Raw genomic sequence first — 23,184 nt, forward strand, 5'->3', positions numbered from 1 at the left:
CTGAGTCCCACGCCGCCCCGGACCCCCGCTCCCGAGGCGCCTCGGGAGCGGGGGTCCGGGGCGGCGTGGGACTCAGCCGGTGGGGTGCCGGGGCTTGGGCGGCGTGGGACTCAGCCGATCGTGAGGACCGTGCGACCGCGGGAGCCGCCGGCGGCCAGTGCCTGCATCGTCTCGTTGATGACGTCCGCGTTCATCGGCTTCTCGACGATCGGGAGTTTGGGCAGGTCGTGGGTGCGGGCGATCTCGACGACCTCCTTGAGTTCCGGCAGGCTGCCGACGAAGGAGCCGCGGATGTTGAGCACCTTGAGCGGGGCGATCGAGGTCGGGTAGGTGTGCATGCCGCCGAACAGGCCGACGCTCACGAGGGTGCCGCCTTTGCGCAGCGAGTGGAACCCGAGGGGTGCGGTCTTGTCGTTGTTGACGAAGTCGACGGCGCCGTGGATCTCGCCTCCGGCCGCACCGACGAGGGCGGCGATCGGGTCCTCGGCCGTCATGGAGTTGACGGTGATGGAGGCGCCCAGGGACTTCGCGAGTTCCAGGTTCTCGTCGCTCACGTCGACGACGGCGACCTTGAGGTGGCCGAGGGCCTTGAGCATGGCGACGGCCATGAGGCCCACGCCGCCGGCGCCGATGACCGCGATGGTGTCCTCGGGCCCGGCCGGCAGCAGCTTGTTGACGGCGGAGAATGCGGTGATGCCGGCGCAGGCGAGGGTCGCGCCCCAGGCGGGGTCGAGGTCACCGAGCGGGACCAGGTACTTCTCGTCGGGCACCCAGACCTGGTGGGCGAAACCGCCCTTGAGGGGACCGGAGATGATCCGGCCCTGCGGGCACAGGTTCTCCTTCTCGTCCTGGCAGGTGACGCACTCGCCGCAGCCGATCCACGGGAAGACGATGAACTTCTCGTCACCGGGCGCCACGGTCGCGTCGGGGCCGACCGCGGAGACGGTGCCGACGATCTCGTGGCCGAAGACCGCCGGGAACTCGGTGCCGAAGGCGGTGAGTTCGAGCTTGCCGAACTGGCCGAGGTCGAAGAACCCCTCGGCGGTGTGCACGTCACTGTGGCACACGCCGGAGTGGGTGATGTCGACGAGGACCGACTTCCCGGTGAGTTCGGGCGTCGGCAGCTCCATGGCCTCGACCGGCTGTCCCGGGGTGGGGACTGCATATGCCTGCATCTCTGATCTCCTTTGATCACATGTTCAGGGAACTCCACCCGATCACTGGACTGTTGCAGTTGGCAAGAGAAATCCATGCGTTCTCGGTAATGGAACGACCTGAATCCCGTGTCAGGCCCGCGGGCCGGCGGCATGCGGTGCGGCACGTGCCGAACGCCGAGGCGCCCGTCGCACGGGTCGTGTGCGACGGGCGCCTCGGGAGCGGTGGGGCGTGGGCGCGGTCAGTCGGCGACGAGGACGGTACGCCCGCGGGACTTCCCTTCGCGCAGGGCGTCGAGAGCGGCGTTGAGGTTGTCCGCGCCCAGCTCCTGCTCGGTGATGGGCAGGGACGGGAGGTCGTTGGTGCGGGCGATCTCGACGAGGGCCTTGAGCTCGCCGAGACTGCCGACGAAGGAGCCCTGGATCGTCTTGGCCTGGAGGGCGAGCGGCGCGGTGCCGTACTCGTGGGCGCCGCCGAAGAGGCCGACGGACACGAGCTTGCCGCCCTTCTGCAGTGCGCGCAGTGCGAGCGAGGCGGTCGCACCGTTGTTGACGAAGTCGGCGATGCCGGCGATGGGGCCGCCCGCGACCTGGAGGAGTTCCTTCCCGGGGTTCTCGGCGGTCGCGGAGTTGAAGGTGAGTGTGGCACCCATCGACTTCGCGGTCTCCAGGTTCTCGTCGCTCACGTCGATGGCGAGGATGTTCGGGTGGCCGAGCGCGCGGAGGGCGGCGATCGCCATGAGGCCCACCCCGCCGGTGCCGAGCACGCCGATGACCGCGTCGTCGTCGACGGGCAGTAGCTTGTTGACCGCGGAGTAGCTGGTGACGCCGGAGCAGGCGAGGGTGGCACCCCAGGCCGGGTCGATGTCGCCCAGCGGGATGAGGTACTTCTCGTCGGGCACATGGACCTCGTGGGCGAACCCGCCGGGGACGGCGATGCTGAGGTTGCGGCCGCGGACGCAGAGGTTCTCCGCGTCGTCCCGGCACACCTGGCACTCGCCGCAGCCGATCCACGGGAAGACGATGAACTTCTCGTCGCCCGGCTGCACCGTCGCATCAGGGCCTGCGGCGGCCACGGTGCCGACGATCTCGTGACCGAACACGGCCGGGAAACTGGCCGTCAACGGCATGGTCTTGCCACCGCCGACGTCGATGTGTCCCTCCTGCGTGTGGACGTCCGAGTGGCAGACACCCGTGTGGGTGATGTGCACCAGGACCTCCTTGCCCTGCAGTTCCGGGGTGGGGAACTCCATGGGCTCGGCGGGGGCGGCGGGAGCGGGGACGGCGTAGACCTGCACGGGTGATCCTCCTCGATCGGGGTGACGGTCGTCGGTGGCGTGCGGACCGCGCTGGTCCTGAAATCGGCTGAACGACCGTTCGGCGTGACACGTGTATCCCATCACGCATACGTCCCGGAGGGAAGTACCGGGACCCGGAGCCGGGTGAACCTCCGCCGAAGTGAGACGCAGGGTCTGCCGTGAGATGTAGCCTGCGCGGCTCACATCTCGAGGCAGACCCTGCGTCTCACCTGGGGCCACCCGCGCTCACTGCTTGCCGAGCAGGAGATCCGAGATGATGCGCATCTGGATCTCGCTGGAGCCCTCGAAGATCTTGGTGAGCCGGGCGTCGCGCCAGTGCCGTTCGACGGCGAAGTCCTTCGTGTAGCCGGCGCCGCCGTGGATCTGCACGGCCTCGCTCGTCACCCGTTCGGCCATCTCGGCGGCGAAGTACTTGACCATCGCGGCCTCCTTGTCGCACCGTTCACCGGAGTCGATGGCCGTCGCCACGTGGTACATGAGCTGCCGGGCGGCCTCGATCTGGGCGGCCATGTCCGCGATCTTGAACCGCAGGTGCTGGAAGTCGGCGAGCTTCTGCGTGAACTGCACGCGCGTGTTCATGTACTCGATGGAGTCCTCGAGCGCCGCCTGGGCCAGCCCGATCGAGCGCGCCGCGGTGTGCGCACGGCCGACCTCCAGGCCGGAGACCGCCTGGTAGAAGCCCTTGTCCTTCTCGCCGAGCAGGGCGTCGGCGGGCAGCCGCAGTCCGTCGAAGTTGAGATCGAAGGTCTTCCAGCCGAAGTAGCCGATCTTCTTGGCCGGCGTGCCGGTCATGCCCTCAGGGAAGCTGCCCCGTTCCTTCTCCAGGAGGAAGGCACTGATCCCGCGGTGCCGCTTGTTCGGGTCCGGGTCCGTCGAGGTGCGGGCGAACAGCACGATGTAGTCGGCCATGTCCGCGTACGTGCACCACATCTTCGTGCCGGTGATGACCCACTCGCCGGTCGCGGGGTCCTGTTCGGCACGGCACTTGATGTTCGCGACGTCGGAGCCGGCCTCCGCCTCGGAGAGCGCGAACGCACCCAGGTACTCACCGGTGGCGACCTTGGGGAGGACACGCGCCTCCTGCTCCTCGGTCCAGCCACCGCCCATGCCGTTGCCGCGCGCCAGCAGGCCGGAGACGCTCATCCAGGCGCGGGAGAGCTCCTCGGCGACGAGGCAGTACTCGAACACCCCGAGCCCCAGCCCGCCGTGCTCCTCCGGGATGAGGATGCCGAAGAATCCCATGTCCGCCATCTGCTGGACCATGTCCTCGGGGAACTGGCCCTCGACGGGGTCGAGTTCGTTCGCGATCGGCAGGACCACCTCGCGCGAGAACTGCCGGGCCAGCGCCTGCAGTGCCTTCCGGTCCTCGGTCATGTAGTGGGGAGTGTTCGGGCGGGGGCGGGGCTTGTGCGTCACGAGGTGGTCTCCTTTGGCACCAGAAACGGTATGAATCCACTAGCGATTATAGCGTGAGGTGGTATCGATCACGCCAGGGGCCCGAGGCAGGTCGTCGCCGCACGGGGAAGCCGCACGTCACAGCCCGGTCCGGTCTCACAGCGCCGCCCACTCGCGTAGGACGGCCGCCTTGATCTTCGTGCCGTTCGTCCCGGCGGTCGTCGGCATCGCCTCGACGATCCGCACCTCCGCGGGCACCTTGAACCGTGCCAGCCGGTCCCGGCAGTACTCCCGCAGGTCCTCGCCCGTCGGCGCACCCGCACCCGAGGCGCCTTCCCCGTCGGCACCCTCCGTGACCTGCACGAACGCGACCACCTCGGGTTCGCCGGTGACTCCGGTCCGGCCCACGACCTTGGCGATCGCCACGCCGGGGTGGGAAGCCAGATGCATCTCGATCTCCGCCGGGTCGACCAGGAATCCCTTGAGCCGGATGACGTCTCCCATCCGGCACACGAACGCGAAGGACCGGGCGTCGATGGCCGCGGCCAGGTCGCCGGTCCGGAACCATCCGTCGTCCGTCACGTTCTTCCGCATGACGGACCCGTCCGCGTCGCCCAGGTACGCGTCGACGACGTTCGTCCCGCGCAGCTGCAGTTCTCCCCGAACCCCGGGTTCTCCACGTTCGCCCGCGCTCACCGGGGACTCGTCCCCCGGGTCGACCACCCGATACTCGTAACCGGAGTCCACGAGCGCCCCGCCGCCGCGCAGGCGCAGGTCCTCCGGCACCTCGTCGGCCCACGAGGTGAGCGCCGAGAACACCTCCGAGGACCCGTAGAGCCCGCTCGTCACGGTGCCGAACTCCGCCGCGGCCCACCGCGCGAGCTCTGCGCTCATCCCCTGGAAGTCCGCCACCCCGGACCACCGCCAGGTCGCCAGATCGATCGGGGCACCTGCGGCCCGTGCCTTCTCCCACTCCGCGCGGAACCGGGAGATCATGTCGTCCCCTCCGATGTAGTGGGTCCCGCCGAACCGCTCCCAGTCCGCCAGCAGCGCGGCCGCGTCGAACACCGGCTGCAGCACCACGCGCGCTCCGCCGGTGAGCGCCGCCATCCCGGCCATGTACCCGAACACCCCGGAGTACGGCAGCGGTTCGATCAGCACGTCCGCGTCCCCGAACCCCAGCCGCGCGGCCACGGCGTCCATGTGTCGCAGCACCGCCGCCTCCGAGTGGGCCGCGAGCTTGGGCATGCCCGTCGACCCGGAGGTCGTGAAGGCGACCGCGAGCGTGTCGAGGTCCCCGGTGGTCCGGAGCTCCCGTGCGGTCGCGCGGATCTCCGCGGGCGCCTCGGCGGCGGCTCCCGCGCCCGAGGCGCCCTGATCCGAACCCCGACGCAGACGGTCCGCGGGTGCCCGGACCGCGGCCGAGGCGTCCTGACCGCCCCACTCCCCGTCCCTCCCGACGAGCGGCGTCACCACGGCGCCCGCGCCGAGGTCGTGCTCCGCGAGCGCCTCGACCGCGCGGTGCCGACGGCCGGGCGGCGTCGTCACGACGACCGTGGGTGTGCGGAACGGAGCCGAGGCTTCGCCGGGGTGGGCGCGCGTGGCCTCCTCGACTGCACGGCGCGCGGTGGTGAGGAAGTCGACGCCCCGGAAGGCGTGGGCCATGACGAGGACCCGGGGGCGGGCCTTCACGAGGACGTTGCCGACCTCGGCGACGCCGTAGCGGGTGTTCACGCCGATCACGTGGGCACCGAGCGCGGAGGCGGCGTACTGCCAGGCGTAGACCTCGGCCCAGGAGGGGGTCCACACCGCCACGCAGTCGCCAGGGCCGACCCCGTGGTCACGCAGGAGTCCGGCGAGCAGGACCGCGTCGGTGAGGAGGTCGGCGCGGGTGTGGATCCGGTGTCCGCCGGCACCCTCGTCGACGGGTTCGACGAGGACCGGGTGGTCGGGGGCGGCCTCGGCGTCACGCAGGAGACGGCCGAAGAGAGTGGTGGAGATGTGCGGCGTCGTCGACGACATCGGGGATCGACTCGCTTTCGGTTCGGGGTCGGGGGAGGGGGTACGTTCAGAACAGTCGGTGGGGTGCCGGGGATGGGGCGGCATTCAGAGCAGTCGGCGCAGCATGAGCCCGCGCACGGAGCCCATCGCCACGAGGATGAGGGTGAGGACGAGGACCCAGAAGACCATCGTCGCCTGGACCCCGGCGTGTTCGACGTCGAAGGTGAGTTCGTGGACGAACACGGAGAGCATCGACGCGCCGATCGCGGGCAGGGTCCAGCCCGGTGACAGGCGCGCCGTCACGGAGATGAGGACGATCGCCCCGGCCGGTGCCGCCAGCCACGAGACCATCCACACGCACAGGATCACCAGGCTCGCGACGAGGGCCGAGGGTGGTCCGACATAGGACTCCTGGACCTCCATGGGGTCGTGGCGCAGCGCCGCCGGCAACAGCCCGAGGGCGAGGGTGCCCAGTGCCAGGTCGACGAACACGGTGACGAGGATCCGGGTCGAGGCCGTCGAGTCCATGTGCGTGGGCTGTTGGATCTGCAGCCAGTGGAGCCAGGCGGACATGCCGACACCGGCGACGAGGGCGATCCACCACAGCACCTGCATCCGGCGCCGGGTGCGCACGATCCCACGCCGACGGCGGATCTCGCCGGTGGTCGGTTGGTCCGGCCGGGGCGTTCCGGGGTGGTTCGTCTCCATGCCCCCGCAGCGTAGTCCGCCGTTCCCGGGAGAGGCTGAGGGGAGTCTCCACACCTCCTCCCCGCGCCCGAGGCGCCCTAACCCGATCTCCGACGCACCCCGACCGTCCCGGCTCTTCCTGCGTCCGAGGTGCCCTGCAGTCCTCATGGGAACTGCAGGGCACCTCGGGCGCGGGATCAGACGACCAGGCTCGCGACGAAGACGAGCACGATGAGGATCGGGCCGGAAATGAGCATCGAGGCCGACGAGTAGCCGACCATGTCGCGCATGCGGCAGCCTGCGATCGCCAGCAGGGGGAGGGCGAAGAGCGGCTGGATCATGTTCGTGAGCGCGTCGCCGTAACCGATCGCCATCGTGATGAGGCCGGGGTCCGCGCCCATGCGACCGGCGGCGTCGAGCATGATCGGGCCCTGGATGGCGAACTGGCCGCCGGCCGGCGTGTTCTCGGGTTCCTCGGCGGTGGTGGGGAAGGCGTCCTCGGCGGCACCGGGCGGCAGGGTCTTGATCTTCGTCGGGTCCTTGGGTGCGAGCGTGGGCATGAGGCACACGAGGGCGGTGACGGCGAGCACCATGCCCAGGAGATTCCACCAGGTCGGGAGGGTCTCCTGGACGGGGACGACGCGGCCGAGCGTGTCCATGATGAAGGAGTCCGGGGTCGCGACGGCCAGGGCGGTCGACGAGGAGTAGCACATCGACCACACGCTCAGGTTCGTGTAGGCGGCGGCGACCGACCATGAGCGGGAAGTGGATCTTCAGTCCCTTGCGGGCGGCCTGGATCGAGACCTCGCGGGACATGAGGCCACCGACGACGAGGCCCAGGCCCCAGGTGAGCATCGTCGCCACGCAGGAGACGAAGGTGACCCACGCGTAGGCCTGGAACTCGGTGCGCGGGACCGGGGCCAGACGCATGAGGACCTTGTGCACCACCGGGGTGTTCGCGAGCGCGTGGCCGAGGAACAGGATGAGGCACATCTGCATGGTGAAGGGCAGCAGTCCCGCCAGGCCGGTGCCCCAGGACTCGACCGAACCGATCGCGCCGATGTCCGTGAAGAGGATCGCCGCGATGAACACGATGACCGTGAGGGCGAGGGCGAAGACGAGCGGGGCGGGCATCCAGCGTTCGACGAATCGGCTGAACGGGCCGGTGATGACTCTGAGCCCGGGGCACTCCTTCGTGCGGGACGTCGTGGGGGTCCGGTCGGACAGAACAGGCCGGTACGTTACCTGAACGCTCGTTCAGTGTCGAGGGGCGATCCGCATGGTGGCGGGCGGATTCCCGGGGGAACCATGTCCCTTCCCGAGGGAACCATGTCCGTGGGAAGGCTCCGGGTTTCCCCACCCCGCTCGGTGGGTCGCCTCCCTACTGCGCAGTAGTCCGCGTGCGTACCTTTGATTCCATGAACACTTCTGTCGGCACGGCCCCGCCCCTGGTGGTCGACCTGCCTCCACGCCCGGTCACGGTGCCCGACCGTGACCACGGGGGTTCCGCCCGGGTACAGCCGGGACTGCCGGGCGTCGTCAACGTCGTCCTCTCCGGCGTCCTCGGACTCTTCTGGCTGTGGATCCCGCTGGGCCTCTTCGTCTTCGGGATCGGCGGGCTGTTGGCCCTCGGCTCCGGGATCATTCTGCTGCTCGCCTGGTTCGCGGTGCAGCGGGTGGTCAACCACCTCGAACGCCTGCGCGCCGAGGCGATCTACGGCGAGGGCCTGCTCGTGCCGGTCGAGAAGCCGGTGTCCAAGACCGGTGCCGCCGGGTTCCTGCAGCGGCAGTGGAACGCCTTCACCTCGGCGGCGTTCTGGCGCTCGGCCGCCCACCACTACGTCAAGGCACTCTACGGACTGCTCGTCTGCGTCCTCGTGCTCACCGGCCTGGGGATCGGGGCGGACCTGCTGGCCGCCGCGATCAACCCGATGTCCGCGGTCTCCGGCGGCGTCGCGTTCTCCTTCGGCGGGGAACCCGAGTGGTTCGTCAACCGGATCATGGACGTGGCACTCGGTGTCGTCGTGTTCGCCTCCTCCGGGATGCTCCTGTGGTTCTCCGCCTACCTGGACCGCGGCCTCGACCGCGGGCTGCTGCCGCCCACCCGCAGCGGCATGCTGGAGAAGCAGGTGACCCGCCTGGACCGCGCGCGCAGCGGTGCCGTCGAGGCGGCGACCGCGGAACGACTGCGGATCGAACGCGATCTCCACGACGGCGTCCAGCCCATGCTCGTCGCGGTGTCGATGAAGCTCGGGATGGCCAAGGCGAAGTTCGACAAGGACCCGGCGGGGGCCAAGCAGCTGCTCGCCGAGGCGCACGCCGAGTCGAAGTCCGCCATCACCGAGCTGCGCCAGCTGGCCCGGGGCATCCATCCGGCCGTCCTCACCGACCGGGGCCTCGACGCGGCGGTGAGTGCGCTCGCCGGGCGCTCGCCGATCCCCGTGGACGTCACCATCGACCTGCCCTTCCGCCCGGGGGAGGAGACGGAGTCCGTCGCCTACTTCGTCGTCGCCGAGGCGCTCACGAACGCGGCCAAGCACGCGCAGGCCACCCGCGCCCGGGTGAGGGTCACCGGTTCGCAGGGGCCCGGACCCGGCGGTCGGGGCGGTAGTGTGCAGGTGAGTGTGAGTGACGACGGACGCGGAGGTGCCGTCATCACCCGGGACGGCTCCCACACAGGGCTCGCCGGCCTGGTCGACCGGGTCGCGGCCGCAGGGGGAACCTGCACCGTCACCAGCCCGGTCGGAGGACCGACCATCATCGTCGCGGAGGTGCCATGCGGATCGTGATCGCCGAGGACGCCGTCCTGTTGCGCGAAGGACTCGTCCGACTTCTCACCGACGCCGGCCACGAGGTGGTCCACGCCGTCGACGACGCCGGGAAACTGCTCTCCGCGGTGAACGCCTCGACCCCCGATCTCGCGGTCGTCGACGTCCGGATGCCCCCGACCTTCACCGACGAGGGGATCCGTGCCGCCGGGCTCATGCGCAAGCAGAACCCGGACACCGCGGTGCTCGTCCTCTCGCAGTACGTCGAGGAGAAGTACGCGGCGGACCTCATTTCCGAGAACAGCGGAGGTTTCGGCTACCTGCTCAAGGACCGGGTGGCCGACGTCGAGGACTTCCTCGAGGCCGTCGAGGAGGTCGCCGCCGGTGGCACCGTCCTCGACCCGGAGGTCGTCCAGCAGATCCTGGTGCGCTCGCGCAAGCAGGACGGCCTCGGTCAGCTCTCCCCGCGGGAGCGCGAGGTCCTGCAGCTCATCGCCGAGGGCAAGTCGAACGCCGCCATCGCCGGGACGCTCTACCTGAGTGCCGGGGCCGTCGAGAAGCACATCAGCAGCATCTTCACGAAGTTCGGGTTCACCCAGGACGTCTCCGAGAACCGCCGTGTCCTCGCGGTCCTCAAGTTCCTCGGCGCCTGACCCCGAACCGTCCACCGGGCGCTCCCTGGGCTCCTGAACCGTCCACCGGGCGCTCGGTAGGCCTCGAGCGGGCACGTGCTCACCCGCTCGTCACCTCACCGTCATCTCGTCACATCCGCAGGCCGTCCCCCGACGGGCCGGGCCGGAAGGACTCCACGTCATGTCGACATTCGCTCCCACCTCCACAGCCGTTCCCGGCGGCCTCGGTGGTCCCCCGGGCTCCGGTCCGGGCGGCCCCGGTCCCCACGGCACCGGACAGCGCCCCGAACCCCCGCAGTTCCCGCAGGGTCGCCAGACCGCCGTGCGGGTCGTCGCGGCCACCGTCGCCGTGATCGTCGCGCTCGTGGTCGGCGGGTTCACCGTCAGCGGGTTCGTCCACGATCTGCGCATGCGCGCGGACAGTACGACCCGCTCGATCACCTCGGCGGTCTCCACCCTCACGATCGACGCCCCGAACGCCGTGGTCGACGTCTCGACCAGTCACAGTGCCGACCAGGTGTCCGTCGAACTGGAGTACCAGGGGGTCGGCACCGCTCCGGTGCTCGACGTCGCCGAGTCGGGAGACCCCGATTCCGCCGCGGTCCACGTGAGCCTGGAGGACCAGCCGGGCGCCGGGATCCGCAACATCATCGACCGGCAGGTCGACCTGAACGTCGTCGTCCCGGCCGACATGGCCGCCGGGATGGATCTGGGCGTCGAGACGCGGGTGGGCTTCTCCCACATCGACGGCCGGTTCGCCTCGGCGCACATCGACACGGTCAACGGAGCCGTCGACGCCGACATCGAGACGGACGGGGCGCTGACCGTGGAGACCAGGACCGGCGCCCTGACCCTGTCCGGGAGGGCCGCCAGCGCCACGCTGACCTCGGAGAACGGGGTCGTCTCCGTCGACGAGATCGCCGTGTCCGACACGCTCGACGTCACCTCGCGGACCGGGCCGGTCTCCGTCACCCTCGACCCCGCGCTCGTCCCCGTGGGCGGGGTGACGATCGACTCCGATGACGCCTGGGTCGATCTCGCCCTGCCGCGGGCCGATGACTACGCGGACGCCGAGAACGCCGCGGCCGTGCCGGGGGCTCCGGACCCGGGCACCCCGGACCCCGGCGACCCGGCCGCCGGTGAGGACGGGGACGCCTCCCCGGTGCGGGGGTACTTCGTCGACGCGAGCAGCGACCAGGGCCACGTCGAGACGGAGATCGACGGCGAGCCGGCACCCGGCGACGGCATCATCCCCGTGACGGTCCGCGCCGAGACCGGCGCGGTGGACATCCACCACACCTGACGATCCACCACACGACACACCGCCGGAGGCTCCGGCCGGTTCCGCCGGCAGGGGCCTCTGGCAGTCTGGGACGGTGAATCCCCGCACCCCCTCCCGGCGCACCCCCGCGCAGCGCGCCGCCCGCTGGTCGGTGGCGCTCATGTTCCTCCTCAACGGGTTCGTGCTCGCCGGGCTCATGCCCCGCTACCCGGAACTCAAGGTGGCGCTCGCCCTCGACGAAGCGGCCTTCGGCCTCGTCCTCGCCTGCGTGACGATCGGGTCGCTGTGCGCCTTCGCGCTCCCCGCGCCCCTCATACGCCGGTTCGGAGCCGTCCCCGTCACCCTGGTCGGCACCGTCGCGATGATCCTGTGCACCCTCGCGATCGGCTTCGCCGCCGCATGGCTCCCCGTCGTTCTCCTCGTCGTCCTGCTCATGGCCGGCAACGGCTTCTGTGACGCCGTCGTCGACGCCGCCCAGAACGTCCACGGCCTCGCCGTCGAGAAGGCCTACGGCTCCGCGATCTTCAGCGCCCTCCACGCCACCTGGAGCATCGGGTCGGTGGCCGGCGGCGCGCTCGGACTCGGTGCCGCCGCCCTCGGGATCCCGCTGTGGGCACACCTCACCGGTGTCGGGCTGCTCGCAGGCGGCCTGTGCCTGTGGTCCGCCTCGCTCGCCCGCCGCAGTGCCCACCTGGTCGACGGGTCGCGGCGCACCCGCACCGTCGTCGAGCACGCAGGATCCTCCGAACCCGCCGCCGAGGCGCCCTGGTCTTCTCCCCGACGCAACCGGTCCGTTGACGACCCGGAGCTCGCCGCCGAGGCGCACTCTCCTCGGCAGGATCCCGCCGCCCCCGTCTCCCCGGCCTGGGGACTGCTGGCGCTCGTGATCGTCCTGGGGGTGCTCGGGGTGCTCGTCGAGGACGTGGGCCTCAACTGGTCGGCGGTGTACTTCGAGGGTGTGGGCGGCATACCGATCGGGCTCGCCGGGGCCGCCTACGTCGTGGCGCTCGGCAGCCAGTTCGTCGGGCGGGTGCTCGCGGACGGGTTCACGGAGCGGTTCGGTTCCGTCGTGCTCATCCGACTCGGCGGGCTGCTCACGGCCCTCGGGATGGGGCTCATGATGACGGTGGGGACGCCGTGGGCGGTGCTCGTCGGATTCGCGTGCACCGGGTTCGGCAGCGCGACCTTCGTCCCGACGGCCTATGCGGTGGCCGGGCGCCTGCCGGGGTTCAAGCACGGGACGGCCGTGGCGATCACCAGTTGGGTCCTGCGGATCGGTGGGCTCGTGTCCTCACCGTCGATCGGCTTCCTGGCCGCCGCGCTGGGTCTGCGGTGGGCGTTCCTGCTGCCGTTCCTCGCCGGGGTCGTGGCGCTGCTGACCGCCGGGACCCTGCGCCGCGTGCCACCACGCTGACAGTCGTTCCCCGCTCGCCGGCCGACCCCGACGCCGCCCATCGACCGTCAACGACAAGGTCTTTGCCGATTGCCGTACCGATGCACGGCAATCCGGTCTGCCTGCCGTGCATCGGTACGGCAGCTGACACGGAGGTTGCAGGCCAGGCTGCCGCGTCGACGCCGCGGGCATAGGCTCGGGGCATGGCACTCCACCCCTTCACCCAGGTCGACGTGTTCGGCCGTACCGGTCTGTCCGGTAACCCGCTCGCCGTCGTCCACGAGGCCGGTGACCTGGACGATGCGAGGATGGCCGACTTCGCGCGCTGGACCAACCTGTCGGAGACCACCTTCCTCCTCCCGCCCACGGAGTCCGGCCGTGCCGGCGGCGCCGACTACCGGGTGCGCATCTGGACCCCGGCGGGCGAACTCCCCTTCGCAGGTCATCCCACCCTCGGCTCCGCCCACGCCTGGCTGGCCGCGGGTGGCGAGCCCGCGCGGGCCGGGTCCGTCGTCCAGGAATGCGCGGCCGGGATCGTCGGCCTGCGTCACGACGCGGAGGCGGGCCGTCTGGCTTTCGCCGCTCCGCCCCAGGTGCGCTCCGACGCACCCACCGAGGAGGAACTCGCCGGTGCCCTGCGTGCCCTTGACCTCGAACCCTCCCACGTCCGAGGCGCCCGCTGGATCGACAACGGGCCCGGCTGGTTCGGTCTGTGGCTGGACGACGCCGCGACGGTCGACGCGGTCCGGCCCGACGCCGCGGCCTTCGCCGGCTGGAAGATCGGTATCGCCGGACCCGTGCACGAACCTTCCGGATCCGGGCAGGGCACGGAGGCCCCTGCCGACATCCGGGTCCGTGGTTTCTTCGCCGACGGCGACTCCGGCTTCTTCATGGAGGACCCGGTGACCGGCAGCCTCAACGCGAGCCTGGGGCAGTGGCTCATCGGAGAGGGGGAGCTCCCCGCCGCGTACACCGCGCAGCAGGGCGTGGCGATCGGCCACGACGGTCTCGTCCACGTCGAACGGGTGGGCGAGGACCTGTGGGTCGGCGGCGCGACCCGCACCGTCATCACCGGCTCCGTCGACCTGTGAGGCCCCGGGTTCCGGCCCCTGTCGGCGGGACTGCTGGGCCGCCTGGGGCGGGAGTGCGAGGTAGATGCCGTTCGACGGAGCACATGTCTCGTAGTCGTGCGTGACTACGAGACATGAGTCCTGTGGATCGACGCTTTGCTCGTAGGCGCGGAAGGAGCGCGGCCCTGGCCGCGTAGGCTGGTGGGGTGACCGACCGAGAACTCGTCGTCCTGCTCGCCGATGACGGCACGCCCACCGGGACCGCGCCCAAGGCGACCGTCCACAGCACGGACACGCCGCTGCACCTGGCCTTCTCCTGCTTCCTGTACGACACGGAGGGCCGGATCCTGCTCACCCGGCGGGCGCTGTCGAAGAAGACCTGGCCGGGTGTGTGGACCAATTCCTTCTGCGGTCACCCGGGGCCCGACGAACCCTTCGACGCGGCGATCGAACGCCGCGCCCACCAGGAACTCGGCACCCGGGTCCGTGACATCGCACCGGTCGTCCCGGACTTCCGGTACCGCGCGGTCGACGCCTCGGGCGTGGTGGAGAACGAGGTCTGCCCCGTCTACACGGCGACCCTCGACGGTGAGCTGGTCCCCGTCCCGGACGAGGTCATGGAGACCGCCTGGATCGCACCGGCGGATCTCGACGCCGCGCTGGAGGCCGCTCCCTTCGCGTTCAGCCCCTGGATGTACGACGAGTGGCAGGCCTTCCGCTCCCACCAGGTGTGAATCCTCCCTGACCTGCAGTTTTGCGGATCTGCAGGACTGAACTCGCGGATTTGTAGTGTCGAACTCGCGGGTTTGTCACCTGCGATGCGACCACGTCTCCCGCGTGCAGGGCCTGCGCGTCTACTGTCGGGAGCATGGACAGCAACGACGTTCCCACCCCGCAGGACCCGACCACCTCGCCCGACCTCACGCGGGTCCGGCTCGACCACCCGGAACCGGGCATTGCACGGCTCACCCTCTGCCGCCCCGATCGGATGAATGCCGGCGACACCCACTTCGTGCAGGCCGTCCTCGCGGCACTCGACGAGGTCGAGTCCGACACCGACCTGCGGGTGCTCGTCCTCACCGGAGAGGGCCGCGCCTTCTGTGCCGGCCTCGACCTCACGGGCTTCGACGACGACCACCTCGTGACCGAGCGCGGCCGTGTTCTCCGCACCATGGAGCGCCAGAAGGAGATCGCACACCTCGTCGCACGGATCCGCGGCCTGCGCATCCCCGTCGTCGCGGCGGCGGGCGGCGCGACCGCGGGCCTGGGCCTCTCGATGCTCTGCGCCTCCGACGTCCGCTATGCCGTCCCGGACGCCGCGATGGCTGTCGGGTACATCCGCGCCGGGTTCTCCGCCTGCGACATGGGCCTGTCGTGGCTGCTCCCGCGGATCGTCGGGGCCGGCCGCGCCCAGGAACTCATGCTCACCGGCCGCCGCTTCACCGCCGCCGAGGCGCACTCCTTCGGACTCCTCGCCGCCGTCGTCGAACCGGCGGAGCTCATGGACACGGCACTGGCCACGGCGCGGCAGATCATGCGCAACGCCCCGCTGTCGGTCGAGTACACGAAGGAGGGACTGTGGAAGTCCCTGGAGATCCCCTCCTTCGAGGCCGCCGTCGAGTTCGAGAACCGCCAACAGCTCTTCACCGCGCTCCTCGACGACCGGGAGGAGGCGACCGCGAGCTTCCTGGAGAAGCGCGACCCCCACTACTCCCGCCGCTGAGGCGCCCTCCCGTGCCACCTGCGCGGGCCTGGCCCGCGCCTTCCCCGCGCGCTCACTCGCGGGGAGCGAGCCCCAGCAACCGCGCGCCGTTGTCCCACAGGACCGCGCGCATCCAGTCGTCGCCGAGGCCCCAGGCCTCCAGTGCCTCGATCTGGTGGGCGTAGTCGTAGGGGATGTTGGGGAAGTCGGTACCGAGGACCACCTTCTCCGGCATCCCTCCCAGGCGCGCCAGGTGATGGTCCGGCAGTGCACCGTTCCGGTCGTTCCAGAAGTCCGTGCCCACCATCGTCGTGTCCAGGTGGACGTTGACGTACTCCTCGGTGAGGTCCGTGAACTCGCGGTACTCGGGATTGCCCATGTGGGCGATCACGAGGGTGAGCCGCGGGAACCGCTCCAGCACGGTGCGCACGTGGTCCGGACCCGTGTACGCACCGGGCAGGGGCGAGGATCCCGCGTGGATGACGACGGGCACCCCGGCCTCCTGCAGTGCCGCCCAGGCCGGGTCGAGCAGGGGATCGTCCGGCGCGAACTCGCCCACCTGCACGTGCATCTTGAACAGCCGGGCGCCGGACTCCAACGCGGCCTCCACGTAGTCGCCCACGCCCTCCTCGGGGTAGAGCGTGCCGCAGTGGATCCCGTCGGGCACCCGGGCGGCGAACTCGGCGTTCCAGTCGTTGAGCCACTGCGCCATGCCCGGTTTGTGCGGATAGGTGAGCGCCGGGATCGCGTGGAGCCCCAGGTCGCGGAGGATCTGCAGGCGTTCGTCCTCCGGGAACCGGTACCGGATCGGCCACTCCTTGCCGTAGTGGCGGCCGGCCTCGTCGAAGTACGCCCACACCTTCCGCTCCATCGGCGGCGGCAGGAAGTGCACGTGGATGTCGGCCAGGCCCGGCAACCCGAGCGCGGCCGTGTAGGCAGGGACGTCCTCGTCTCTCATGTCCCTCATCCTGGCACGTTCGCCCGGTCACGGCACGGCCCGTCCCACCGCAGGAACGCACCACATCGACGAGTGGACCAGAATGGGTCGCATGTACGCCTCCGCCACCCTCCCCGATCCGTACCCCATCGTCCTGCCCGCGGACACCCGTGCCGTCGGGCAGGAGCCGTTCCTGCAGGTGGGGGACCCCGTGAGGTGGCGGTTCCGGCGTTTCGACTTCGCCCACCACGGCACCGAGGTCGTCCACCCCATGACCGTCGTCCGCGACGACGCCCGCGGCGCCGTCCTGTGGATGTCCGGAGGCACCCCCGTGCAGAACTCGCGCATCAGCGGCTGGGAGGACGTCAACCCGCACCGCGTGCCCCACGAGGTCCGCTTCCGTCCCGCCGACACCGCCCTGCCCCGTGTCACCGTCCCCGGCGAGTGGACGGGCACCGGTGTCCTGCGGATCGTCCCGGCGGGCCTGCCCTTCTCCGTCTGGCTGTTCTGGGACGCTCCCGAGGCGCCCTCCCCGCGGGAGAGCACCTTCAGGGGGTGGTACGTGAACCTCGAGCACCGGCACGTACGGGCGCGCGGGGAGGACGGCGTGGTCGACCACTACTCCAGCGACCACACGCTCGACCTGTGGATCACGTGCACGGGGCACGTGCGGCTCAAGGACGAGGACGAACTGGTCGCGGCCGAGGCCGCGGGCATGTGGTCGCCGGAGATCGTGCGGACGATTCGGGCGGAGGCCGACCTGGCGCTCGAGGCCTGGCACACCGGGCACTGGGCGTTCGACGCCGAGTGGACCCGGTGGGCGCCGCCGGCCTGAACAGGCGGCGTCGAGGTCAGTCCGCGACGCGGATGATCGTCTTGCCGAAGTTCTGGCCCTTGAGCATGCCGACGAAGGTGGCCGGGGCGTTGTCCAGGCCGTCGGTGATGTCCTCGCGGTAGGCGACCTTCCCCTCGGCGACCCACTGACCCATGTCGCGCAGGAAATCGGAGAACATGGTGGGCACGAACTCCGTCTGGATGAAGCCGCGCAGGGTGAGGCTGGAGCGCAGCACGGTGCCCATGAGGGCCTGGGAGCGGTCTGGTCCCTCGGGCAGGCTCGTGGCGTTGTAGGAGGAGGCCACGCCGCACACGGGGACGCGGGCGTAGGTGTTGAGCAGCGGCAGGACGGCGTCCCAGACGGCGCCGCCCACGTTCTCGAAGTAGACGTCGATGCCGTCGGGAGCGGCGGCTGCGAGGTCGGCAGGCAGCGCCGGGTTGCCCGCGGAGTCGACGGCACGGTGGTCGAGGGCCGCGTCGAAGCCCAGCTCCTCCAGGTAGGCGACCTTCTCGGGACCGCCGGCGATGCCGATGGCCCTGGCGCCCTTGAGCTTGGCGATCTGGCCGACGGCGGAGCCCACCGGCCCGGTGGCCGCGGCGACGGCCACGGTCTCGCCGGGCTTGGGGTCACCGATGGCGAGCAGGCCGGCGTAGGCGGTGAAGCCGGGCATGCCGAGGACACCGAGGGCGGTCGTCACCGGGGCGAGAGCGGGGTCGAGCTTGCGGAGGATCTCGGCCTTCTCGGTGCTGTGGGTCTGCCAGCCGCCGTAGCCGAGCACCGTGTCGCCGGGGGCGAAGTCGGGGGAGCGCGACTCGACCACCTCGCTCACGGTCGCACCGACCATGACGTCACCGACCTCGACGGGCTTGGCGTAGGACTTCGCATCCGACATCCGACCGCGCATGTACGGGTCGAGGGACAGGTAGAGGGTGCGCAGGAGGACCTCGCCGTCCTCGGGGGCGCGGACCGGAGCGTCGTCGTGGATGAAGTCCGAGGGCTGCGGTTCACCCACCGGCCGGGAGGCCAGACGGATGCGGTGGGAGGTGTGGTCGGTCGTGGGGGTGCTCTGTGGGGTGGTCATGTCCGCAGACTATCCATCCTTGAGGTGTGCGGGAAGGAGCGCGGGAACCGGGCCGGTGAGGTGCGGCGGGCCGGTGGCGGGCGACCCGACGTCTCAGGACCGCGGGCCGCGGGTTGAGACGGGCCCGGAACGGGCGCACCATCGGAGGTGATCCCCGTCACTGCCTGAGCACTCGAAGGAATCCCCGTGAACACTCCGCTCGACGCCCCTTTCCCGACCGCCACACTCCCCGACACCGACGACGGAGCCCACCTGTGGCGCCACTTCGCGCCGATGGCGGACAAACCGTCGCGTGTGATCGAGTCCGCTGAGGGCTGCTACCTCACCGACACCGAGGGCAACCGGCTACTCGACGGGATCGCGAATCTGTTCTGTGTGAACATCGGGTACTCGTTCGGCGAGGAGATCGGACAGGCGGCGGCCGCACAGATGGCGAAGCTGCCCTACCACTCGACCTGGGGGTCCTCGCACCCGACCGCGGTGGCGCTCGCCGAGAAGGTCGCCTCGCTCGCGCCGGGGGACCTGGACCACGTGTTCTTCACGCCGTCCGGGGGAGAGTCCGTCGAGACCGCGATCAAGATCGCCCGCCAGTACTTCCGGCTCAAGGGGGAGAACCGGTTCAAGGTTGTCTCGCGGTACAACGCGTACCACGGCACCTCGCTCGGGGCGCTCTCGGTCATCGGGATCCCCGCGTACCGCCAACCTTTCGAGCCGCTGCTACCGGGCATGGTGAAGGTGCGGAACACCCGCCGGGTCGACCGGCCGGCCGGGGAGACCGAGGAGGAGTTCACGCAGTTCCTCCTGAACGACCTGGAGGAGCGGATCGTCCAGGAGGGACCGGAGACGATCGCGCTCATCCTCCAGGAGCCGGTGCAGAACCACGGCGGCATGCTCGTGCCACCGAAGGGGTACTCGACCGGAGTGCGCGCGATCGCGGACAAGTACGGGATCCTTGTGGCCGCCGACGAGACGATCACCGGCTGGGGGCGGACCGGGCACTGGTTCGCGAGCGAGCGGTTCGACGTGCAGCCGGACATCATCACGACGGCCAAGGGGCTGTCCTCGGCCTATGCGGTCATCGGGTGCGCGATCGCCTCGGAGAAGGTCTACGCGCCGTTCCGGGAGGCCGGGGTGAGCTTCACCCACGGCAACACCTTCGGCGGTCACCCGGTCATGTGCGCGATCGCGCTCAAGAACCTGGAGATCATGGAGCGCGAGGCGCTCAACGCCCACGTGCTCGCCAAGGAGACGGAGTTGCGGGACACGATCGCCGGGGCCCTCGAGGGTTCGAAGGTCGTCACCGAACTGCGCGGCACCGGATTCTTCCTGTCCGTCGAGTTCGCGAACACGAAGGCCGACGGCAGCCCCATGACGCAGGACGAACTCACGAAGCTCTACGGCAAGGCGACCCTCGCGCTGTTCGAGGACGAGGGCGTCATGTTCCGACTGGGCACCGGCGGGGGCATCCCGACCCTCTCCATCTGCCCGCCGCTCGTGGCGGACACACCCGAGTTCGAGCACATGGCCCGGGCACTGACCGCGGTGGTGCCGAAGATCGAACAGATGTACTTCGAGCTGTGACCCATTCCGAACGCTGATCCGAGCCGGTGGCCGGGTGCCCTATCGCCCGGCCTGTTCGATCAACGACTCAAGATCGCCGATCACGTCTTCTCCGCGGCCGTAGCCGCGCTTCATGATGAGTGAGGCCGCTTCTCGTGCCGTGTCCAGGTCTGCATCGGATGCGGCACGGAGGAGGTATCCCAAGTCGGTGAGGTCCTGGTGACGTCCGGCGAGCACCTTCAACGTGATCAAGTGGGCCAGTGATGCCACGGGAAGGAACGTGCCCGGCAGGACCTCAAGTCGCTCCGCCTGCGCAACGATCTCGTCCTCGATGCCGGAGTTCCCGAACATGAGATCGACGAATGCGCTGGACCCACCTGGCTGCGGACTCACCAGACGCACGGTCGCCAAACGGTTCACGTAGTCCTGCTCGACGAACCCGGAAAGGGCGTAACCACGAACGCTGAGTCGGTTGACGATCGATTCGGCCTCGACATCGTCACTCACGGCCACCGCGAGGTCGACGTCCTTGGTGAACCGGGGTTCGCTCCGGAACGAGACCGCGATGCCGCCGATGAGCGCCCACGGAACCCCGAGGTCTTCGAGGTCCGCGGCGATCCTCTCCAGAACGTGGTCGATCGCTTGCACCTACGCACTCCGTGACGAGAGCTGCAGGCGTTCTCCTGCAGAACCACTCGGTGTGGCGAGCCACGCCTGTACCAACGCTTCGATCTCCTCGTCGACGGCGTCGGGATGCTCGCGACGCATCCGCTGGCGATACATGCGCACGCCGAGGTCGAACATGTCGAAGATCTCCCGGAACTTCTCCACATCTGCCTGCGCCATACGGTGATTCTATCGAGCATTGGTGGTGGGACGTGAGCCTGATCCGAGCCGGTAGCCGGGCGCTCGACCTGGCCGCCGACTCCGGGCCCTCAGCGGAACCGTACTGTCACCGGAATTGTGCGAAGGCCTGTTCGGCGGGCACCCCGAAGTGCAGCGCGAGTGTGAGCAGCAGGCGTGCCTTGCGCGGGTGCAGGCGCCCGGCGGAGTGCAGGGAGGCGTCGAGGAGTTCGATCTCCCCGCCGCGGTAACCGTAGGTCCGCTCCAGGGTCGCGCCGGAGCCCGTGCGGCTGGCGAGCACGACGGGCACCCGACGTGCCAGTTCCACGACCTTCTCCACGGTCCAGGCCGGCACGTGCCCGCCACCCACGCCGGCGAGCACGACGCCGCGGTACCCCAGTCCCGGCAGGGCGTCGAGCAGGTCGAGGGAGTCGTGCAGTCCGACCTCCACGTGCGCCACCTTCGGCCAGTCCGTCCCCGCTCCCGAGGCGCCCTGAACCGAACCCCGACGCAACCCCGCCGCGGGTGCCCGGTCTCCGGTCGAGGACCCCTGCCCCTGGCGGCCCTCCGCGGGGACCGTGAAGCCCTGGGCCAGGGAGGCGGGCATGTGCCCGAGGACCACACGGTCCTCGGAGACCCAGCCGAGCGGCCCGAGGGAGGGGCCGGAGCCGAAGGTCGCGACCGAGCTCGCGTGGGACTTGGTGACCGCCGTGGGGTCGTGGATCTCGTCTGCCATGACGACGAGGGAGGGGAGCGGGCGCAGGCGCGGGTCGAGGGCCGCCAGTGCTGCGGCCCGGACATTCGCGGGTCCGTCGGCGCCGGGCAGGGTGGGATTGCGCATGGCACCGGTGACGACGACGGGGATGCCGGAGTCGTTGAGGAGTGAAAGGACGAAGGCCGAGTCCTCGAGGGTGTCGGTGCCCTGGGTGAGGACCAGACCGTCGATGCCGCGGGCGGCGGCGCGGCGGGCCTCGTGGACGACGGCCACCAGGTGGTCGAGCTCGATGCTGCCGCTGGAGACCTGCGCGATCTGACGGAAGGTCATCTGTGGAGCGCCATCCGGAAGGGTGTCCAGGCGGGCGGCCGCGGCGATGTCCTCCGCGGAGACCTGTGGGGCCACACCACCCGTGGAGGTGACCGTCGAGGCGATGGTCCCGCCGAGCGCGACGACGTGGAGACCGGGCTTTCCGGCAGGGGGGCTTGTGCGTGTCGGGGTTGTGCTCGTCGGCATCGGAGCCTCTCGTGACAGGGGGAGATCGACCGTCCAAGGCTAGACGGTGACCGGTGACGAGCCGAGTCGGATCGGGTGAGCGGGGACTCTCCCGATGGCCGGTTCATAACGATTCGGGCATGGGGTGACGAATGGGGCGAATAGTCTCCCTTTCGGCCTATGAGAAACCTCACCCGGTCGTTATTCCGAGCAAGTACGTCTGGGAACGGTGACACCCGCGCGCGTTCGCCGCGGGTCTTCCGGACCGGTCGGCGCCACACTCCTGACACCAGCCTTTTCCGGAAGGACCACGATGAAGACATCGTTCTTCGGACGAGCCCGCACCAAGGTGGCCGCAGCCGCGGTCGCAGGTCTCACCGCCATCGGCAAGGCGGCGAAGAAGGCCCCGTCTACCCCAGCGCCCACCACAGGATCAGCAGGGTGACCAGGAACCCGACGGCGTAGTTCAGCCACAGGAAGGTCCTCCACCCCAGGTGGGTGCGGGCGCTGTCGGCGTCCGTGACGTGCCAGAACCGGCCGGAGTTCGCCGCATAGGGCACCGCGAGCAACCCCGCGAGGACGACCGGCCAGTGTGCATGCACCCCGTCGCCCGGTCCACCGATGACGCCCACGCCCACGAGCACGAGGCCGGCCAGCAGCACGGTCAGAGTCGAGATCCGCACCGTCGGCCGGGCCCCGAGCGCGGTCGCCACGGACTTCAGGCCCGCCTGACGGTCGGGCAGGACGTCCTGCACCGCCCCGAAGGCCTGTGCGGCGCAGCCCCACAGGAAGAACCCGACGAGCACCGCGAGCCCGATGTCGGTGAGCCGCCCGTCCGAGAGCGCGACCCCGAACCACGCGGGTGAGGAGAAGTGGGTCGAACTCGTGACCGCGTCGAGCCCCGGCCGCTCCTTGAATCGCAGCTTCGGCAGGCTGTAGGCGAGGACCGCGAACACGCTGAGCGCCAGCACCGCCGTCGACAGCCAGGAGCCGACGATCACGAGGTACAGACAGAAGGGCAGGCACGACAACGCGGCCGCCCACAGGATCCGCGGGTGCACGACGGCCGCCCGCTCGGCGGACACGAGACCGCCCTCGACCCCTCCCTTCCGTGGATTCCGCAGGTCGGACTCGTGGTCGAAGACGTCATTGATCCCGTACATCGCCAGGTTGTACGGCACGAGGAAGAACAGGGCGCCCACCCAGAACGTGAGGCCGGGTCCGCCCCCGGTGAGCAGGTACGCCGCCCCGAACGGGTAGGCGGTGTTCACCCACGACACCGGCCGCGAGGCGTGGAGCAGTTCCCGCCACATGC

21 protein-coding genes and 1 pseudogene are annotated in these 23,184 nt (G+C 70.3%); 9 read left to right on the forward strand and 13 right to left on the reverse strand.

Annotated elements, in window-relative coordinates; translation table 11 throughout:
• Nucleotides 1–110: 110 nt before the first annotated feature.
• The 7 genes and pseudogenes from AAD496_RS01930 to AAD496_RS01960 all read right to left on the reverse strand — a co-directional run.
• Nucleotides 111–1,175: an alcohol dehydrogenase gene (locus tag AAD496_RS01930; protein ID WP_349826947.1), complete on the reverse strand. Its 1,065-nt coding sequence runs from the start codon at nt 1,173–1,175 to the stop codon at nt 111–113.
• Nucleotides 1,176–1,396: 221 nt separating this feature from the next.
• Entirely contained in the window at nt 1,397–2,452 is a 1,056-nt protein-coding gene (locus AAD496_RS01935; RefSeq protein WP_349826948.1) for an alcohol dehydrogenase, read from the reverse strand.
• Nucleotides 2,453–2,698: 246 nt separating this feature from the next.
• Complete coding sequence (locus tag AAD496_RS01940; protein WP_349826949.1) at nt 2,699–3,889, reverse strand: acyl-CoA dehydrogenase family protein; 1,191 nt, start codon at nt 3,887–3,889, stop codon at nt 2,699–2,701.
• A 135-nt stretch (nt 3,890–4,024) separates the two neighbouring features.
• On the reverse strand, nt 4,025–5,890 hold the full coding sequence (locus AAD496_RS01945) for an AMP-binding protein (protein ID WP_349826950.1): 1,866 nt from the start codon (nt 5,888–5,890) through the stop codon (nt 4,025–4,027).
• 84 nt (nt 5,891–5,974) lie between these two features.
• The gene (locus tag AAD496_RS01950) at nt 5,975–6,577 is read right to left on the reverse strand and encodes a hypothetical protein (protein ID WP_349826985.1); all 603 of its coding nucleotides are present in this window, start codon (nt 6,575–6,577) and stop codon (nt 5,975–5,977) included.
• Nucleotides 6,578–6,753: 176 nt separating this feature from the next.
• Complete coding sequence (locus AAD496_RS01955) at nt 6,754–7,269, reverse strand: TIGR00366 family protein (RefSeq protein WP_349826951.1); 516 nt, start codon at nt 7,267–7,269, stop codon at nt 6,754–6,756.
• Between the two features lie 97 nt (nt 7,270–7,366).
• Nucleotides 7,367–7,690: pseudogene (locus AAD496_RS01960) on the reverse strand (TIGR00366 family protein); the annotation flags it as partial.
• A gap of 284 nt (nt 7,691–7,974) precedes the next feature.
• On the opposite strand from AAD496_RS01960, the gene AAD496_RS01965 reads away from it, so the two are divergent.
• The 7 genes from AAD496_RS01965 (at nt 7,975) to AAD496_RS01995 (ending at nt 15,424) form a co-directional block, all read left to right on the forward strand.
• Complete coding sequence (locus AAD496_RS01965) at nt 7,975–9,345, forward strand: sensor histidine kinase (RefSeq protein ID WP_349826952.1); 1,371 nt, start codon at nt 7,975–7,977, stop codon at nt 9,343–9,345.
• Nucleotides 9,333–9,977, forward strand: a complete 645-nt coding sequence (locus AAD496_RS01970; protein ID WP_349826953.1) for a response regulator transcription factor — start codon at nt 9,333–9,335, stop codon at nt 9,975–9,977. Before AAD496_RS01965 ends, AAD496_RS01970 begins: the two co-directional genes overlap by 13 nt.
• A 160-nt stretch (nt 9,978–10,137) precedes the next feature.
• The gene (locus AAD496_RS01975; protein ID WP_349826954.1) at nt 10,138–11,259 is read left to right on the forward strand and encodes a hypothetical protein; all 1,122 of its coding nucleotides are present in this window, start codon (nt 10,138–10,140) and stop codon (nt 11,257–11,259) included.
• A 73-nt stretch (nt 11,260–11,332) separates the two neighbouring features.
• Entirely contained in the window at nt 11,333–12,652 is a 1,320-nt protein-coding gene (locus tag AAD496_RS01980; RefSeq protein WP_349826955.1) for an MFS transporter, read from the forward strand.
• Nucleotides 12,653–12,834: 182 nt separating this feature from the next.
• Entirely contained in the window at nt 12,835–13,722 is an 888-nt protein-coding gene (locus AAD496_RS01985; RefSeq protein ID WP_349826956.1) for a PhzF family phenazine biosynthesis protein, read from the forward strand.
• 185 nt (nt 13,723–13,907) lie between these two features.
• Nucleotides 13,908–14,435 (forward strand): isopentenyl-diphosphate Delta-isomerase, encoded by a 528-nt coding sequence (gene idi, locus AAD496_RS01990; RefSeq protein ID WP_349826957.1) that lies wholly within the window; start codon nt 13,908–13,910, stop codon nt 14,433–14,435.
• Nucleotides 14,436–14,569: 134 nt separating this feature from the next.
• Nucleotides 14,570–15,424 (forward strand): enoyl-CoA hydratase/isomerase family protein, encoded by an 855-nt coding sequence (locus tag AAD496_RS01995; protein ID WP_349826958.1) that lies wholly within the window; start codon nt 14,570–14,572, stop codon nt 15,422–15,424.
• Nucleotides 15,425–15,476: 52 nt separating this feature from the next.
• Here AAD496_RS01995 and AAD496_RS02000 read toward each other — a convergent pair whose 3' ends face one another.
• Nucleotides 15,477–16,361 (reverse strand): amidohydrolase family protein, encoded by an 885-nt coding sequence (locus AAD496_RS02000; RefSeq protein ID WP_349826959.1) that lies wholly within the window; start codon nt 16,359–16,361, stop codon nt 15,477–15,479.
• Nucleotides 16,362–16,452: 91 nt separating this feature from the next.
• Between AAD496_RS02000 and AAD496_RS02005 the strand changes: the two genes are divergently transcribed.
• A complete protein-coding gene (locus AAD496_RS02005; RefSeq protein ID WP_349826960.1) occupies nt 16,453–17,175 on the forward strand; it encodes a ribonuclease FAU-1 family protein in 723 nt (240 codons plus the stop codon).
• Nucleotides 17,176–17,191: 16 nt separating this feature from the next.
• On the opposite strand, the gene AAD496_RS02010 is transcribed toward AAD496_RS02005, so the two are convergent.
• Entirely contained in the window at nt 17,192–18,256 is a 1,065-nt protein-coding gene (locus AAD496_RS02010; RefSeq protein WP_349826961.1) for an NADPH-dependent curcumin/dihydrocurcumin reductase, read from the reverse strand.
• A 186-nt stretch (nt 18,257–18,442) separates the two neighbouring features.
• Between AAD496_RS02010 and AAD496_RS02015 the strand changes: the two genes are divergently transcribed.
• Nucleotides 18,443–19,837 (forward strand): aminotransferase class III-fold pyridoxal phosphate-dependent enzyme, encoded by a 1,395-nt coding sequence (locus AAD496_RS02015; protein WP_349826962.1) that lies wholly within the window; start codon nt 18,443–18,445, stop codon nt 19,835–19,837.
• Nucleotides 19,838–19,876: 39 nt separating this feature from the next.
• On the opposite strand, the gene AAD496_RS02020 is transcribed toward AAD496_RS02015, so the two are convergent.
• The 4 genes from AAD496_RS02020 to AAD496_RS02035 form a co-directional block, all read right to left on the reverse strand.
• Entirely contained in the window at nt 19,877–20,464 is a 588-nt protein-coding gene (locus AAD496_RS02020) for a nucleotidyl transferase AbiEii/AbiGii toxin family protein (RefSeq protein WP_349826963.1), read from the reverse strand.
• The gene (locus AAD496_RS02025; RefSeq protein WP_349826964.1) at nt 20,465–20,662 is read right to left on the reverse strand and encodes a hypothetical protein; all 198 of its coding nucleotides are present in this window, start codon (nt 20,660–20,662) and stop codon (nt 20,465–20,467) included.
• A 106-nt stretch (nt 20,663–20,768) separates the two neighbouring features.
• Nucleotides 20,769–21,890, reverse strand: a complete 1,122-nt coding sequence (locus tag AAD496_RS02030; protein WP_349826965.1) for an asparaginase domain-containing protein — start codon at nt 21,888–21,890, stop codon at nt 20,769–20,771.
• Nucleotides 21,891–22,279: 389 nt separating this feature from the next.
• The gene (locus AAD496_RS02035) at nt 22,280–23,182 is read right to left on the reverse strand and encodes a prenyltransferase (RefSeq protein WP_349826966.1); all 903 of its coding nucleotides are present in this window, start codon (nt 23,180–23,182) and stop codon (nt 22,280–22,282) included.
• Nucleotides 23,183–23,184: the final 2 nt, after the last annotated feature.

Origin of the sequence: Brevibacterium litoralis, from assembly GCF_040212315.1 — a bacterium.
GTDB lineage: Bacteria > Actinomycetota > Actinomycetes > Actinomycetales > Brevibacteriaceae > Brevibacterium > Brevibacterium litoralis.

Bases quoted from the DNA above. Each gene is read 5' to 3' on its own strand.
- AAD496_RS01975 (WP_349826954.1), top strand. From the start codon at position 10,138: ATGTCGACATTCGCTCCCACCTCCACAGCCGTTCCCGGCGGCCTCGGT.
- AAD496_RS01985 (WP_349826956.1), top strand. From the start codon at position 12,835: ATGGCACTCCACCCCTTCACCCAGGTCGACGTGTTCGGCCGTACCGGT.
- AAD496_RS02025 (WP_349826964.1), bottom strand. From the start codon at position 20,662: ATGGCGCAGGCAGATGTGGAGAAGTTCCGGGAGATCTTCGACATGTTC.
- AAD496_RS01955 (WP_349826951.1), bottom strand. From the start codon at position 7,269: ATGTGCTACTCCTCGTCGACCGCCCTGGCCGTCGCGACCCCGGACTCC.
- AAD496_RS01970 (WP_349826953.1), top strand. From the start codon at position 9,333: ATGCGGATCGTGATCGCCGAGGACGCCGTCCTGTTGCGCGAAGGACTC.
- AAD496_RS01965 (WP_349826952.1), top strand. From the start codon at position 7,975: ATGAACACTTCTGTCGGCACGGCCCCGCCCCTGGTGGTCGACCTGCCT.
- AAD496_RS01950 (WP_349826985.1), bottom strand. From the start codon at position 6,577: ATGGAGACGAACCACCCCGGAACGCCCCGGCCGGACCAACCGACCACC.
- AAD496_RS01995 (WP_349826958.1), top strand. From the start codon at position 14,570: ATGGACAGCAACGACGTTCCCACCCCGCAGGACCCGACCACCTCGCCC.
- AAD496_RS02000 (WP_349826959.1), bottom strand. From the start codon at position 16,361: ATGAGAGACGAGGACGTCCCTGCCTACACGGCCGCGCTCGGGTTGCCG.
- AAD496_RS02005 (WP_349826960.1), top strand. From the start codon at position 16,453: ATGTACGCCTCCGCCACCCTCCCCGATCCGTACCCCATCGTCCTGCCC.
- AAD496_RS02035 (WP_349826966.1), bottom strand. From the start codon at position 23,182: ATGTGGCGGGAACTGCTCCACGCCTCGCGGCCGGTGTCGTGGGTGAAC.
- AAD496_RS02010 (WP_349826961.1), bottom strand. From the start codon at position 18,256: ATGACCACCCCACAGAGCACCCCCACGACCGACCACACCTCCCACCGC.
- AAD496_RS01930 (WP_349826947.1), bottom strand. From the start codon at position 1,175: ATGCAGGCATATGCAGTCCCCACCCCGGGACAGCCGGTCGAGGCCATG.
- AAD496_RS01945 (WP_349826950.1), bottom strand. From the start codon at position 5,890: ATGTCGTCGACGACGCCGCACATCTCCACCACTCTCTTCGGCCGTCTC.
- AAD496_RS02030 (WP_349826965.1), bottom strand. From the start codon at position 21,890: ATGCCGACGAGCACAACCCCGACACGCACAAGCCCCCCTGCCGGAAAG.